Here is a 14,535-nt window from a genome sequence, read left to right on the forward strand (position 1 = left end):
CCCACTGCGGGGGCGGCGCCGCCGCGCGGCGTTCCCCGCGCCCCCTGGTCAGCGCCAGCAGCCACGCCACCCCGACGAGGGCCACGACCACGAGCCCGCCGTCCGAGAGCAGCGTGTAGAGGTGCTTCTGCTCGTTCGTCGGGCGGGGGATGTAGCCGAGGGCGAACAGCTCGCGCTGGCCGCCGCTGGCCGTCAGGGCGTACACCAGCCAGACGGCGATGCCGTTCATCGAGTCCCACAGGGCGTGCAGAACGGACACCCCGAGGTAGGTGAGGACCACCGGCGCCGGGAAGCGGAAGCGGCCGTCCGGGTCGCGGTGGGCGAGCAGGACGCCGCCCAGGATCGCGGTCCACAGGCCGTGGCCGAAGGGCGCCAGCAGACCTCGCAGGAGCTCCGTCTCGATCAGGCCGCTCAGCGAGAGCCCCCGCTCGGTGAGCAGCGCGTTGAAGGCGTAGCCCGCGCTCTCCAGGGCGGCGAACCCGAAGCCGACCGCCGCGCCGAGCACCAGTCCGGCACGCAGTCCGCGCGCCTCGCGGTGACGGCGGACCAGCAGGATCAGGGCCCAGGCCTTGACCGCCTCCTCGATCAGGCCCACCCCGAGGAACAGCCGGACCGAGGGGTGCAGCAGGTAGTACTCCAGAACGGAGGCGCCCAGCACACCGAGGACGCCGCCGACGAAGAAGCAGCCGAGCAGCAGATCGATGCCGAGGGCCCGGCCGTGCCGCTCGTACGCCCACAGGGCGAAGCAGCCGGGGACGAGGAAGCTGCCCAGGAGGATGAGCATGGGCAGCAGGTTGGTGTTCTGGGTGAAGTACGTGACGACGACGGCGAGGATCCACAGGCCCAGCCCGGAGACGAGCCAGTGCAGCCAGAGCCCCCGGCGGGGGGCCGGGGGGTGCGCGGAGTGGTTCATGGTGTCGTTCATAACCGACTCCTGCTCCGCCCGCCCCCGCGTCACCCGTTCCAGTGATTGCGGCGGTGTCCCGGCGCGCCGACTCTGGAACACGGACGGGTGACGAAGGGGGATGTGCCATGACAAACGACCTGCCCGCGCCGGACACGCCATCGGCCGAGGCCGCCCCGCTGCCGGCCTGGTTCCCTCCGGCCTGCACCGACGTCGAGCTCGCGCACGAGGTCACCGCGTACGCCGGCCGCCGGTGACGGGCGCCGCCGCGCTCGGTGCCGGGGAGTTCACCGCGGCGCTGCACGCGCACTCCGACCGGTACTGGCACAAGCACCCGTTCCACCTCCGCCTGCACGAAGGCACCCTGGGCCGCGGGGAGTTGCAGCGGTGGGCCGCCAACCGCTGGTACTACCAGAAATGGCTGCCGCAGAAGGACGCGGCCGTCGTCGCCAACTGCCCCGTGCCGGCGGTGCGCCGGCGCTGGGTCCAGCGGATCTCCTTCCAGGACGGGACGGCCGAGGGCCGCGGCGGGCTGGCCGGCTGGCTCGCGCTGGCCGAGGCCACCGGTCTGGACCGGGCCGAGGTGCTCGACGAGCGGCACGTCCTGCCGGGCGTGCGCTTCGCCACCGATGCCTACGTGCACTTCGCCCGCACGCGCCCGTGGACCGAGGCCGTCGCCGCCTCGCTCACCGAGCTGTTCTCGCCGGGGCTGATGCGGCAGCGGCTCACCGCGCTGCGCACCCACTACCCGTGGATCACCCCCTCCGGGCACGGCTACCACGCCACGCGCCCGCAGACCGCCGCCTCCGACGCGCAGCACGCCCTCGCGGTGGTCGTGGCCTCCTGCACCACCCGCAGCGAGCAGGACGCGGCGCTGGCGGCCCTGGCCTTCAAGTGCGACGTGCTGTGGAGCATGCTCGACGCCGTCGACCACGCGGGCCGGACGGGGTGACGCGTGGCGGGCGGGGGCGGGGTCCGCTGGCGGCTGTGCCGGGGAGTCAGGCTCGGCCATGACCCCGTGCGGGACACGGGAGTTCTGCTGCATCCCGAGGGCGTCCTGCTGCTCAACGAGACCGGCGCGGCCGTGCTCGCGCTGTGCGACGGCACCGCCGACGTCGACGGCATCACGGCGGCACTGTCGCGCAGGTACGCGGCCGTGGCCGCCGAGGACGTCGAGCAGTTCGTCCGCCGACTGGCCCGGCGGCACCTGATCGAGCCCGACGACCCGACGGAGACGGGCCGATGAGCGCCGCGCCGCAGGACGGCAGGCCCCTCGGGCTGCTGGCCGAGCTGACGTACCGCTGCCCGCTGCGCTGTGCCTACTGTTCCAACCCCGTGGACCCGGGCGCGTCCGCCGGGGAGCTCGCGTTCGCGGAGTGGTGCCGGGTGCTCGACGAGGCCCGGGCGCTCGGCGTGCTGCAGGTCCATCTGTCCGGCGGCGAGCCCCTGGTGCGCCGCGACCTGCCGGGGATCGTCGCGCACGCGCACCGCATCGGCCTCTACACGAGCCTCATCACCGGCGGCCAGGCCCTGTCCGCCGCCCGGCTGGCCGCGCTGACGGCGGCGGGGCTGGACCACGTCCAGCTCAGCGTGCAGGACGCGCGGGCGGCGGAGGCGGATGCGATTGCGGGCCGCCCGGTGCACGCGCGCAAGCTGGCGGCCGCGGCGCTGGTCGTCCGGGCGGGGCTGCCGCTGACCGTCAACGCCGTGCTGCACCGCGCCAACATCGGCAGCGTCCCGGCGCTCGTCGCGCTCGCCGAGCATCTGCGGGCCGACCGGCTGGAGTTGGCCAACGCCCAGTACTACGGCTGGGCCCTGCTCAACCGCCGTGCCCTGCTGCCCACCCGCGAACAGGCCGACGCCGCCGAGGCCGCCGTGCGGGCCGCGCGCCGACGCCTGGGCGACGGACGACCGGAGATCGTGTACGTGCCCGCCGACCTGCATGACGATGTCCCCAAGCCCTGTATGCAGGGCTGGGGTGCGCGCCAGCTCACCGTGGCCCCCGACGGGAAGGTGCTGCCCTGCCCGGCCGCGGCGCAGATCTCCGGCCTGGCTTTCCTGACGGTACGTCAAGCCCCCTTGGAAGAGATCTGGTTCCGCTCGCCCGCCTTCAACCGCTTCCGTGGAACGGACTGGATGCGCGAGCCGTGCCGGAGCTGCCCGCGCCGGGAGCTCGACCACGGCGGCTGCCGCTGCCAGGCGTTCCAGCTGACGGGCGACGCCGCGGCCACCGACCCGGTCTGCCGCCTCTCGCCGCACCACGCCCTGGTGACCGGGATCGTCCGGGACGCCGGGGAGCGGCCCGCCGAGCCCGTCCCCCGCCGGTCCCCCCCCTGCGGGCTGAACTCCTGCCGTGCCCCGCACAGTTCGTCCCGCCCCGCAGGCTCCCGGAGGCCGACATGTCCCTGCTGCCGCCCACCGTGCTCGGCCCGCTGTCGGAGTGCAGCGCCTGTGTCAGGGTCCGCCACCAGCTCGTCGGTGCCCGGGTGACCCTGCGCGTCAACGGCTCGCCGACGGTCTCCGGGATGCCGGTCGGGGGCGGCGTCGCGGCCTGGCCCGACCAGACGTTCCCGCTGGGCCCGGGTGTCGCGCTGCGGCCCGGCGACCGGATCACCGCGACCCAGACCCGCGACGGCCGCACCAGCCCCGCATCCGTGCAGCCCGTCGTCGTCCAGAAGCGGCCCGACACCGTCGGCCCGTTGCGCTTCGGCAGCCACGTGTACGCGTGCGGGCAGTGCCTGCGGGTCGACGGGGCGGTGCCCGGTGCCACGGTGACCGTGCAGCAGGGGCCGCTCGTCCTGGGCAGCGCGCCCGCGCCGGACGGGACGGCCCGCATCGCGCTGCTCGGCCCGGTCGGTGCCGGACGGGCCCTGGTCGCCCGGCAGTCGGCGTGCGGCACCCCGGGCGCGGCCACACCGAGCCCGCTGCCCGACGCCCCGCCCCGGCCGCTGCCGCCCCCGGTGCTGCCGGGGCCGCTGTTCGCCGGGCAGCCGGGGGTGACGGTGAGCGGGGTGTGCGAGGGCGCACGCGTCACGCTGCTGCGCGACAACACGCCGGGCGAGCAGGCCTGTTTCGACCTCGCCACGCTCACGTTCCGCGTGCCCGCACCGGCCGAGGGCGAACAGGTCTCGGTGGTCCAGGAGTTCACCGCCTGCGGGACGGTGAGCGGCGCGGCACCGCCCGTGCACGTCGCCCCGGCCTCCCGGCTGCCCGCGCCGGCGGTCGGCGGACCGCTCTGCGCGGGCGCAACCTCCCTGCGGCTGACGGGCCTTGTCCCCGGCGCCCTCCTCACCGTCCTGGCCGACGGCACGCCGCTCGGCACCGCGCAGGCCTTCCGGCCGACGGCCGACCTGGACGTACCGCCGCTGCCGCGCGGCAGCCGCATCACGGCGCGTCAGCAACTGGGCGGCCACGCCGCCGAGTCCGCCCCCGTACCGGTCGCCGCACCGCCCGCGGCCCTGCCCGCGCCCGTGGTCGTGGCCCCGCTGACCGCCGGCGCTGCGCACGTCCGGGTGCGCAACGTGCACCCGGGGGCGCTGGTGCTGGTCCTCTCCACCGCCCTCGACGCGCCGGTCGGCTGCCGGTACGTGCACACGGCGCAGGCCGCGGTCCCCGTGGCCCCGCTGCTCGCCGACGGCGACCGTGTCGTCGCGCTGCAGGTGTACTGCGGCCTGGCGAGCGCCCGTTCCGTGCCCGTACCGGTCCGGCCGCTGGGGGACGTACGGCCGCCGCACGTGCGCACCCCGCTCGGGGCGTGCCTGCCGCCGGTCGTCGGCGGCCTCGTGCCCGGTGCGGACACGGACGTGTACGTCAACGGCCGCTGGCGGGGCACCGCCGGCGCCGCGGGCGGCACCGTCCCCGTCGAACTGCCGGGCGTCGCACTGGACGTGGGCGACACGGTGACCGCCCGGCAGCGGATCGCCTCCGTCGTCACCGATTTCGGGCCGCCCGCGCAGGTGACGTCCGGCCCGGTGTCGGTCACGACGCAGCACAACGACAACCGGCGCACCGGCGCCCAGCTGCTGGAGGTCGCGCTCTCCCCCGCCACCGTGGGACCCACCGGCTTCGGCAAGCTGTTCAGCCGTGCCGTCGACGGCCATCTCTACGCCCAGCCGCTCCACGTCTCGGGCGTGGCCGTGGCGGGCCACGGACGGCGCAATGTGGTCTACGCGGCCACGATGCACAACAGCGTGTACGCCTTCGACGCGGACGACCCTGCTGCCGCCGCACCCTTGTGGCACGCCTCGCTCGGCCCGGCGGTCCCGCTGCCCGATCCGGAGATCGGCCCGGGCTCCTACCGGGACATCGCCGTCGAGGTCGGCATCGTCAGCACGCCGGTCATCGATCTCGGCCGCAATGTGCTCTATGCCGTCGCCTTCACCAAGGACGGGCAGGGGTACCACCATTCCCTGCACGCCCTCGATCTCGGCAGCGGGCAGGAGGTGCTCGGCGGCCCGGTGCGGATCGCCGCCACGGTGCCGGGCGGCGGCGACGGCAGCAGCGGGGGGCGGATCGCCTTCACCAGCCACCGGCAGCTCCAGCGTGCGGCGTTGACCCTGGCCAACGGGCGGGTCTACGTGGCGTTCGCGTCCTACGGGGACCGCGGCCCGTACCACGGCTGGGTGTTCGGCTTCGACGCCGGCACGCTGCGGCGGACCGGGGTGTACATCACCACGCCGGACACCGGGCTCGGCGGCATCTGGCAGGCGGGCCAGGGCCCGGCCGTCGACGACGAGGGCTTCCTGTACGCCGCGACGGGCAACGGCGGCTTCCGGCCGGACGGTTCGAACCTGGGCGACAGCATCATCAGGCTCACCCCCGACCTCGCGGTGGCCGACTGGTTCTCGCCGTTCGACAATGCTGCGCTCGACGCGGCGGACGCCGACCTGGGTTCGGCGGGGCCGCTGCTGATCCCGGGGACGCACCTGCTGCTCAGCGGCGGCAAGGAGAGCAAGTTCTACCTGCTGGACACCCGGGCGATGGGGCACTTCCACGCCGGATCCGACAGCCAGATCGTCCAGAGCTTCTACGTCGTGCCGCCCGACGCGCAGTCCCACCACCTCCACGGCGGGGCCGTCCACTGGAGCTTCCCGGGCGGGCCGTGGATCTATGTGTGGCCGGAGAACGCGTTCCTGCGGGCGTACCGGTTCGCCGGGGGCCGGCTGGAGACCGCCGCCGTGTCGACGAGCACCACCACCGACCCGGCAGGCGTGCCGGGCGGTGCGCCCGGCATGCCCGGGGGCATCCTCTCGCTCTCGGCCCACGGCACCGACCCGGCCACGGGGCTGCTGTGGGCCTCGCACCCGTGGCGGGCGAACGCCAACAACGCCGTCGTCGAGGGCGTCCTGCGGGTCTACCGGGCCACCGACCTCACCCAGGAGCTGTGGAACAGCAAGATGCACCCGGCCCGTGACGACGTCGGCTCGTTCGCGAAGTTCGCCGCGCCCACGATCGCCGGCGGCAAGGTGTATCTGGGCACCTTCTCCGGCGCCCTGCACGTGTACGGACTGCTCACCGCCTGAGCACCGTCCGTCGTCACAGGCGAAGGACGTCCCCCCGTGGCACGGTGGAAGGGAAAGCTCTACCCAGGGATGGTGTCATGGCACGCGACAACGACGTCATCAAGGAACTCGAGACCGACCACCGCGCGCTCGAAGGGCTCTTCGACCAGTTCCACCGGACCCGCCTCGAGGACACCGCGCGCGAGACCCTGCTGGACGACGTGGCCGCACGGCTGATGTGGCACTCGGCAGCCGAGGCGCAGTACCTCTACCCGGCCGTGCGCACGTATCTGCCGCAGGGTCGGGAGACGGCCGAGCAGGAGATCACCGACCAGACGCATCTGGCCGAGATGGTCCAGGATCTGGAGTCCAGCCGGGTGTACGAGCCGGGCTTCGACGGCCGCGTCCGCGCGCTGGAGCGGGAGATCACCCAGCACATCTCCCACGAGGAGCACGTCCTCTTCCCGCAGCTGCGGCAGTCGTGCCCGGTCGACACGCTCGACGACCTCGGCACCGAGGTCCGCCGCGCGCGGGCGTCGGCGGCCCGCGTCGGCTGACCGGGGCTCAGGTGCCGCAGGCGGCGGCCAGCTCGGTGGCCTCCTCGGTGATCGACCGGGCGAGCAGGTCCAGGTCGGGCACGGCGACGGCGTCGGCGAGCAGGCCGTAGCAGACGCGGTCCTCGTACGTCGTGATGCCCACCGCCAGGGACTGCCCGGGCGCGAGCGGGGCGAGCGGGTAGGCCTCGCGGACGGGGCTGTCCGCGAGCGTGAGGCCCCGGGCGCCGCGCAGCGGGACGCTGGAGACGAGCAGGTCGTAGAACAGCCGGCCGGAGCGGGCGATCAGCCCGCCGCCGAAGCGGTGGCCGAGGGACGGGATGAACTCGGCGAGCAGCGCGACGGCGCCCGCGCCGCTGGCGGGCCCCGCCTTCTTGTTGCGTGCCATGTCCTCGCGCACCGCGCGCAGGCGGGCGAGCGGTTCGGCCTCGTCCACGGGGAGCCGGGCCAGGTAGCCGGAGAGCCGGTTGCCCGCGGCGCCCGGGTCGGCCGGGTCGCGCAGCGAGACGGGGACGAGCGCGCGGGGGCGCACACCCCCGCTGCCGTCGCCGCGCTTGTCGAGCCAGCGCCGCAGGCCGCCCGCGACCACGGCGAGCAGGACGTCGTTGACGGTGCCGCCGGTGGCCTCGCGGACGCGGTTCACGTCGCGCAGGTCGACGACGGCGCCGTCGGCGCGGCGGGCGCCGCTGGCGCGGGAGGCGAGGGCCGGCGAGGCGGGCACGACGCGGGCGGCGAGGGCCATGGCGGAGGCGATGGACAGGCCCCGGCCGGCCTCGGTGACGGCACCGCGCACCATGCCCGACAGCGTGCGCAGATCGGGCAGGCCCGGTCCGGAGCCGTTCGTCCGCTTCCGCGGCGCAGCGGCCGGAGCGGATGCACCGGCGGCGGCGACGGGGTCCAGGAGCGACAGGACGTACGACGCCGCGCGCATGCCGTCCGCGTGGGCGTGGTGGAACGTGAACAGGACGGCGAAGGACGTGCCGTCCGCGCCGGGCAGCACGTGCGCGGCCCACGGCGGCCGCCCCCGTTCCAGGGGCTGCTGCATCAGGATCCCGGCGGCCGTGTGGAAGTCCCGGACGGGCTCGGCGAGCCGGACATGGTCCAACGGGTCGAAATCCGGGGCGACATGACGGGCGGCGGCGCCGACGGGCAGCCAGACGGGGCGGATCCGCGTCCTGAGCCCGGGTATCCGGGCGGCGCGGGCGGCGAGCAGCCCGGCGGCACGCCGGGCGGCGTCCGGGCCGTCGGCGTCGAAGACGAAGAGCCCGCCCATGTGGAGGGGGTGGCCGGCGGACTCGATGTTCCAGAAGGCGAGGTCGAGCGGGGTGAGCAGTTCGGGGGTCACGTCAGAGGTCACAGGGTCTCCGAGGTCACGGCGCTGCTGGGCCTGGGCGAGGCTGAAGTCAATCGCCCTCGATCGACTACGGTCAAGTACGACCAGACCACGCTACGTTAACGACACGTTACGGCCTGCCGGTTTCGGCCACCGTTCTCCGCCGGCCCTTCGTACGGGCCCTACCGCTCCCCCAGCACGTCGTCCCGCGCGCCCACACCGCGCGCGTCCGCGACGAGGCAGGCGATCGCGTTGCGGTACATCCCGCCGATGGCGCACAGCTGTTCCTCGCCCACCGTGCGCAGGTCGGCTTCGAGGTCCAGCGAGAGCAGACCGGTGAAACAGTCCTCGGTGAAGGACACGCGCAGGGTGACATCCGGGCGCAGGTGCGCCTTGGCGTCCAGCGACTCGACGTCCGTCACCGCCAGCAGTTCCTCGAAGCTGCGGAACTGCGACCAGCCGAAGGCGATGTCGGTCAGTTCCCCGGCGCCCGCCAGGCGTTGCACCTCCGGGTACGGGCAGTGCTGCACCGCCCGTAGTTCGTGCTCCTTGTCGAGCACGGCGCGGATCATCCCGGTCCAGTCGGCGTCGGCCGTGCGCAGCCGGTAGAACAGCATGTCCAGGCGGACGCCGATGACGTCGGTGCCGGCGCCGCCGTCCTCGGAGCGGCCGTCGGACTCGACCGCCAGCACGACCTCATCGCGCCCGATGAGCGAGGCCAGCACCCGGGCGTGGACGGCGAGCAGCACCTGCCGGAGGCCGGTGCCGTGGTGCCGGGCGAGGGCGGCAAGTTCCGCGCACAGCGCGGGGTCGAGGTCGATGCCGAGGAATCCCGCCGTGGCGGCGTCCGAGTCGCAGGCCTGGCAGCCGTCCGACAGGCCGCGGTCCGCGACGGGCAGGAACAGCGGTTCCACGCCCGCGAGTTCGGCCGACCAGAATTCCGTGACCACCGGGTCGCCCAGCGCCGCCTCTTCCCGCGCGATGCACTCGGCGAAACGATGCGCGGGCCGGGCCGTGGAACGGCTGTGCGGGGAACCGCCCTGTCCCGCCCAGTAGTCGGCGAGGATTTCGGTGATCAATGACGACTCGCTCCAGCTGTCCAGCAGGGCCTCGTGGAAGGCCGGGCAGAACAGGAATTCCCGGTCGCCGAGGAGGTGCACGGCGATGCGCATGAGCGGCGGAACCGCCCGGTCGTAGGGAGTGCCGCGCTCCTGCTCCCGCCATGCGGCGAGGTAATCCTGCTGTTCGGTGCGGGAGTACGGACGCAGGTCCGTCACGGTCGTCCGGGCCTCGGCCGTGCGGTGCACCAGTTGCAGTGGCCGGGAATAGCCTGCGAAGTGAAAGGAGGTGCGCAGGAGGTCATGGCGGGCCACCGCGTGTTCAACTGCCGTGCGCAGGGCCCCGTGATCGTAAGCGGCGTTCATGTGCAGCATGAACAGGTCGCCGGCCGCATTCGTGCTGCGGAGGAACAGGTCCGTCTGGAGGGCACCGACCGGGTAGGCGTCCTCGGCCGTGCGGGGCAGCAGCGCCCGGTCCTCGGCGTGGATCAGGCTGAAGGGCTGCACGGTTCCTCCCGGGCCGGAAATGCCTCTGGACTGGAGAGAATAGAGGCCTCCGCGGACTCTGGAAATGTCCGTACCTGACGTCTGCGCATCTCCTTAGCGAGGGTGGTGCGGAACCGGTCAATCCGGCCTGAAAAGCCGTCAACAGGGTTAGGATCACTGCTCCTTGGAAGCACGCGAAAGGTTTCCCCATGGTGGAAATTTCACGCCGGACGCTCGTGCGAATGACAGGGGCGGCCGTCGCCGGAGCGGTGCCGCTCGGCGCATCCGCCGTCCCGGCAGCCGCCCGGACCCCGGCGGAAAAGGGCTCGTTCGCCCGTCCCGCGGCCGGATTCCGGCCGCGGATACGGTGGTGGATGCCGGGTGCACTCATGGACGACGCCGAAATCGACCGCGAAGTCGCGGCGATCGCGCAGGCAGGGCTCGGCGGTGCGGAGGTCGCCGTGCTCGCCCCGCGCGGAGTCGACCAGACCCGGTACGGCTGGGGGACGCCGACGTGGAACCGCAAACTGCAGACGGTTCTCGACGCGGCCCGCCGCCACGGCATCACCGTCGACCTCACCATCGGCCCCGTCTGGCCGGCCGGTGTCCCCTCCATCACCACGGACAGCACGGCGGCGTCGCAGGAACTCGTCTACGGCAAGGCGGTCGTCGAGGGCGGCGCGGTCTTCGACGACGCCGTGCCGCCGCTCATCGAGGTCGACCTGTCCGGCCCGCTGCACCGCCCCCGCACCCCCGGCAAGGCCTCCCTCGCCGCCGTCACCGCCGCCCGCATCGCTCCGGGCTCCGCCGCCTCCGACCGGACCGTCCTGCTGGACCCCGGTTCGCCGACCGACCTCACCGCGCACGTCCGCGACGGCCGGATCACCTGGACCGCACCCCGGGACGGCACCTGGCTGCTGTTCTCCGTCTGGCACCGCGGCACCGGCCAGACCGTCGGCGCCACCGACGGCCGCTTCCACGTCGTGGACCACTACAGTGCCGAGGGCACCCGGGCCGTCACCGGCCACTGGGAACAGCACCTGCTCACCCCACCGGTGCGCAGACTGCTCGCGCAGACGGGCGGCGACCTCTTCGAGGACTCCCTGGAGATCTCCTTCGCCCTGCCCTGGACCCCGGGCATGGCCGCACACTTCCGCGCCTCGCGCGGCTACGACCTCACCCCGTTCCTGCCGGTGCTCTTCATCCCGGGGCTGCACACCTTCCAGGGCGCCCTCACCTCCATCACCCCTGACAGCCCCGCCGACTTCGACCTGCCCGGCGGGCTCGGGGCACGTGTGCGCAACGACTACTACCAGGCCCTGACCGAGCTCTACGAGCGCCACCACCTCGACGGCATCCGCGCATGGGCACACGAGCAGGGCCTGCGCCACCGCTGCCAGGTCTCCTACGGGGCCGTACTCGACATGTCCTCCGCCGCCGCGCACGTGGACCAGCCCGAGACCGAACAGCTCTTCTTCGGCGACGAGATCGACGCCTACCGCGCCATGGCCGGCGGCGCCCACCTCGCGGGCAGGTCCGCGCTCTCCAGCGAGATCGGGGCCCGCACCGAGGTGATCCTGCAGGACGCCTACGGAGTGACCTGGCAGCGCATGCTGGAGATCATCCACCAGAACTACGCGGGCGGTGTCGCCCAGGCCGTCATCCACGGCTTCGCCTACGCCGACGCCCCCGGGGCCGCCTGGCCCGGCTGGGCCCCCTTCGCCGCGCCCAAGCCGGACACCCCCGGCTTCGCCGAGGCGTGGGGACCGCGGCAGCCGGTCTGGCGCCACATGCCCGACATCACCGGGTACCTGACCCGGCAGCAGTCGGCCCTGCACGCCGGCCGGGCCCAGGTCGACGTCGCCGTGTACCGGCACGCCTACTGGGACATCGGCGGGCAGCAGCACTGGCCCGACACCGGTCTCCAACGGGCCGGATTCGGCTACGAGTTCGTGGGCCCGGGCCCGCTCGCCCTCCCGTCGGCCACGGTCGAGAACGGCCGCCTCGCACCGCAGGGCCCCGGCTACCGCGCCCTCGTCCTGGACGGCCAGAAGATGCTGGACGTCCCCGCCGCCGAGCGCATCCTGGCGCACGCCCGCGCCGGGCTCGCCGTCATCGTCGTCGGCGACCCGCCGGAGCGCACCCCGTACGCGCACGACGCGGAGCGCCGGGACACGGCGGTGCGGGCGGCTGTCCAGCGGCTGCTCGCCCACCCGCGGGTGCGGCACGTCGCCACTGAGGCCGATGTCCCGGGCGCACTGCGGCAGTTGGGCGTGCGGCCCTCGGCCGAGCCCGCCACCGGCGCAGGCCTGCTCCATGTGCACCGCCGGGACGACGACCGGGAACTGCACTGGTTCTTCAACCCCGGTACCGCGCAGGCCGAGACGCGCATGTCCCTGGAGGGGCGCGGGCGTCCGTACGTCCTCGACGCCTGGACCGGACAGGTGCACCCGCTCGCCTGCCACACCCGCGAGCCCGGCCGCACCGAGGTGACCGTCCGGCTTGCGCCGCGGCAGACGGCCCTGGTCGCACTGTGCCGGGACACCCCGCCCGGGCCCGGCACCGGCGCACCCGTGGACGCCGCCGGCACCCCGGCCGTGCCCGGCGGGGCCCGCCGGCAGGAACTGGCCTCCTGGCGGCTGACGGTGGACGACTGGCGCCCGGGCGCCTCCGCGACGCAGACGGAACACGTCCGGCACGACCTGCGCCTCGACGCGCTCACGCCGTGGCCGCAGATCCCGGAGCTGCAGGACGTCTCCGGAATCGGCACGTACACCACGGAGTTCACCGTCGAGGACGGCCGGCACACCGCCCTGCTCGACCTCGGTGACATCCACGGCACGTTCCGGGTCACCCTCAACGGCGAACAACTGCCGCCCGTCGACCAGATCCGGCCCGTGGTCGCCCTCGGCGGCCGGCTCAGGGCGGGCCGCAACACGCTGGCGGTGGAGGTCGCCACGACGCTGCGCAACCGCCTGCGCGTGACCAGCACGTCGCAGGCCGGCACGGCGCGGCAGCCGTACGGGATGCACGGGCCCGTGACCCTGATGACGTGGTGAACCGCCGGAACCGTCAGGCGGAGAAGCCGATGTGCACGTGGTCGTGGTGCGTGTCGTCGGAGAAGAACTGGTCCGCCGTGGCACCGCCGGAGAGCAGGCAGGGCCCGCCGACGTTGTACGAGCCCGCGGCCGCGGCGGCGCGCATGAAGCCCTCCACGAGGCCGCGCGGTGTCGCCGGGTCGACCACGGCCCGGTCGTCGATGCGCCACACGTCGACGGCGCGGCCCTTGGGGTGGTCGCTGGGCCGGTCGGTGCCGAAGACGTCCGGCGGATGTCCCGAGCGGACGACGCCGACGTCCATGCGGTAGCGGTCGGCGATGTGCAGCAGTGCGGTGAGCACGCCGGCGTGGACGGTGCCGCTGCGGATGTCCGCCTCGGCGGCCGGGGGCAGGCGGATGCGGGAGTGGGCGAGCACCGACCGTGCCGCGTCCGGCAGTCGGGGGGCGGGCGGTCCGGGATCGGCGGGGTGCAGGGCGGTGATCGTCCAGCGCGGCTGCGCCCGGGCCAGCCGCACGTCCACGGTCGTACCGTCCGCCACGGCCGGTCCGCCGCCGGTGCGCCGCCACTGGCGGCAGACGACCAGCACGCCGGCCGCGTCCGCGAGGATTCCGCCGTACTGGGCGTCGGTCACCTGGAGGGCGGCCTCGTCCGCGCCGGCCAGGAGCGGACCGGCCTGCCCGGCCAGATCCGCCGGGAGCCCGAGCGCGGCTGTCCGGGCGCGGGCCGGGGCGGTGCCGGCGCCGCCGCGGGACCAGGTGCCGAGCGCCTCGACCAGCTGCACGGCACGGAGTTCGACGTCCGGTCGGATCTCGCCGGGACCCGGCTCCCAGGGCGTCGTCCGCGGTAAGGCGGCGGAGGACGTGCTGCCGCCCGGGCCGGGGTGCGGACGGGTGCCCGAACAGCCCGCCGCGGCGGCGAGGGCGGCGGCGGACAGGAGGGTGCGGCGGCTGCAGTGCGGGGACGGCTCCTGCTTCACGGCAGGGGTCTGCCCCGCCGGGACCGCAGGGCGGCGGCGAGGAGTACGAACCACACGCCCACCAGCACCAGATGGGCCCGCTGCGGGACTCCGTGCCAGCCCGGCCTGCCGAAGAGAGGTCCGACCGTGGCCAGCGCGGTGCTCATGGCCGCGGCGAGCACCCACGGGCCCCGGCGGCGGACCAGCGGCATCGGGGGGCGGCCGGTGCGCGCCGCGACGACGAGCAGGGCCATCGAGGCGAACAGCGCGGCGTGGACCAGGGCACTGGTGGTGGTGTGCCAGGGGTTGACGGCCTCGCAGCCGCGCTCCACCGACGGCGCGCAGCGCATCGGCACGACGACGTCCGCGACGGACGAGACGCCGAACGCCACCAGCGACCACCAACCGGCGGCGGCCCACCGGCCGGGGGCGGGGCCGCGCGCGAGCAGCGCCCCGCCCGCCACGAGCGCCGCTGCGGCCAGTTCGATGCTGCCGAACAGGACGCGGAAGCGCTGGTCGGCCGCGTAGAGCTCGCTGACGTAGGAGTGCCGGGGGTCCAGCCCGGTGGGCAGGAGGAACTCCAGCAGCCAGTCGTTGTAGACCACCGCCGCCACGGTCAGCAGCAGCGCGGCCCACGCCTCGCGCGCACCGGCCCCGGGCCGTCGGGCGGCGGCCGGCCCGGCCG

General features: G+C 74.5%; 12 protein-coding genes. 7 read left to right on the plus strand and 5 right to left on the minus strand.

Annotation, left to right across the window (positions count from 1 at the left end; all coding sequences use genetic code 11):
* Nucleotides 1-925: PrsW family intramembrane metalloprotease (locus HG542_RS25845; protein WP_171085461.1), on the minus strand; the 925-nt coding region annotated here is incomplete at its 3' end.
* 107 nt (nucleotides 926-1,032) lie between these two features.
* Between HG542_RS25845 and HG542_RS35425 the strand changes: the two genes are divergently transcribed.
* From HG542_RS35425 to HG542_RS25870, 6 genes are all read left to right on the plus strand, one after another.
* Nucleotides 1,033-1,161 carry a hypothetical protein gene (locus HG542_RS35425; protein ID WP_255316213.1) on the plus strand — a complete coding sequence of 43 codons (129 nt, stop codon included), beginning with the start codon at nucleotides 1,033-1,035 and terminating at the stop codon, nucleotides 1,159-1,161.
* Nucleotides 1,158-1,856: a pyrroloquinoline-quinone synthase PqqC gene (gene pqqC / locus HG542_RS25850; RefSeq protein ID WP_227723906.1), complete on the plus strand. Its 699-nt coding sequence runs from the start codon at nucleotides 1,158-1,160 to the stop codon at nucleotides 1,854-1,856. The genes HG542_RS35425 and pqqC overlap by 4 nt, the downstream gene beginning before the upstream one ends.
* Nucleotides 1,857-1,922: 66 nt before the next feature.
* Nucleotides 1,923-2,150, plus strand: coding sequence for a pyrroloquinoline quinone biosynthesis peptide chaperone PqqD (pqqD, locus tag HG542_RS25855; protein ID WP_229922457.1), 228 nt, complete (start codon nucleotides 1,923-1,925; stop codon nucleotides 2,148-2,150).
* Nucleotides 2,147-3,394 carry a pyrroloquinoline quinone biosynthesis protein PqqE gene (gene pqqE, locus HG542_RS25860; RefSeq protein WP_171085467.1) on the plus strand — a complete coding sequence of 416 codons (1,248 nt, stop codon included), beginning with the start codon at nucleotides 2,147-2,149 and terminating at the stop codon, nucleotides 3,392-3,394. The genes pqqD and pqqE overlap by 4 nt, the downstream gene beginning before the upstream one ends.
* A complete protein-coding gene (locus HG542_RS25865; RefSeq protein WP_171085468.1) occupies nucleotides 3,304-6,426 on the plus strand; it encodes a hypothetical protein in 3,123 nt (1,040 codons plus the stop codon). The genes pqqE and HG542_RS25865 overlap by 91 nt, the downstream gene beginning before the upstream one ends.
* A 77-nt stretch (nucleotides 6,427-6,503) precedes the next feature.
* Nucleotides 6,504-6,962, plus strand: coding sequence for a hemerythrin domain-containing protein (locus tag HG542_RS25870; protein WP_171085471.1), 459 nt, complete (start codon nucleotides 6,504-6,506; stop codon nucleotides 6,960-6,962).
* 7 nt (nucleotides 6,963-6,969) lie between these two features.
* Here HG542_RS25870 and HG542_RS25875 read toward each other — a convergent pair whose 3' ends face one another.
* Both HG542_RS25875 and HG542_RS25880 read right to left on the minus strand, forming a co-directional pair.
* Nucleotides 6,970-8,304 (minus strand): wax ester/triacylglycerol synthase family O-acyltransferase, encoded by a 1,335-nt coding sequence (locus HG542_RS25875; protein ID WP_171085478.1) that lies wholly within the window; start codon nucleotides 8,302-8,304, stop codon nucleotides 6,970-6,972.
* Between the two features lie 170 nt (nucleotides 8,305-8,474).
* A complete protein-coding gene (locus tag HG542_RS25880; protein WP_171085472.1) occupies nucleotides 8,475-9,857 on the minus strand; it encodes a condensation domain-containing protein in 1,383 nt (460 codons plus the stop codon).
* A gap of 221 nt (nucleotides 9,858-10,078) precedes the next feature.
* Here HG542_RS25880 and HG542_RS25885 point away from each other — a divergent pair, with 221 nt between their 5' ends.
* Nucleotides 10,079-12,895 (plus strand): glycosyl hydrolase, encoded by a 2,817-nt coding sequence (locus HG542_RS25885; protein ID WP_171085474.1) that lies wholly within the window; start codon nucleotides 10,079-10,081, stop codon nucleotides 12,893-12,895.
* A gap of 13 nt (nucleotides 12,896-12,908) precedes the next feature.
* On the opposite strand, the gene HG542_RS25890 is transcribed toward HG542_RS25885, so the two are convergent.
* Complete coding sequence (locus HG542_RS25890) at nucleotides 12,909-13,871, minus strand: hypothetical protein (RefSeq protein WP_171085476.1); 963 nt, start codon at nucleotides 13,869-13,871, stop codon at nucleotides 12,909-12,911.
* The coding region (locus HG542_RS25895) for a DUF998 domain-containing protein (RefSeq protein WP_306665341.1) at nucleotides 13,868-14,535 on the minus strand (668 nt) is incomplete at its 5' end. The genes HG542_RS25890 and HG542_RS25895, both read right to left, overlap by 4 nt.

The sequence above is a fragment of the Streptomyces morookaense genome (genome assembly GCF_013030945.1).
GTDB classification, from domain to species: Bacteria; Actinomycetota; Actinomycetes; order Streptomycetales; family Streptomycetaceae; genus Streptomyces; species Streptomyces morookaensis.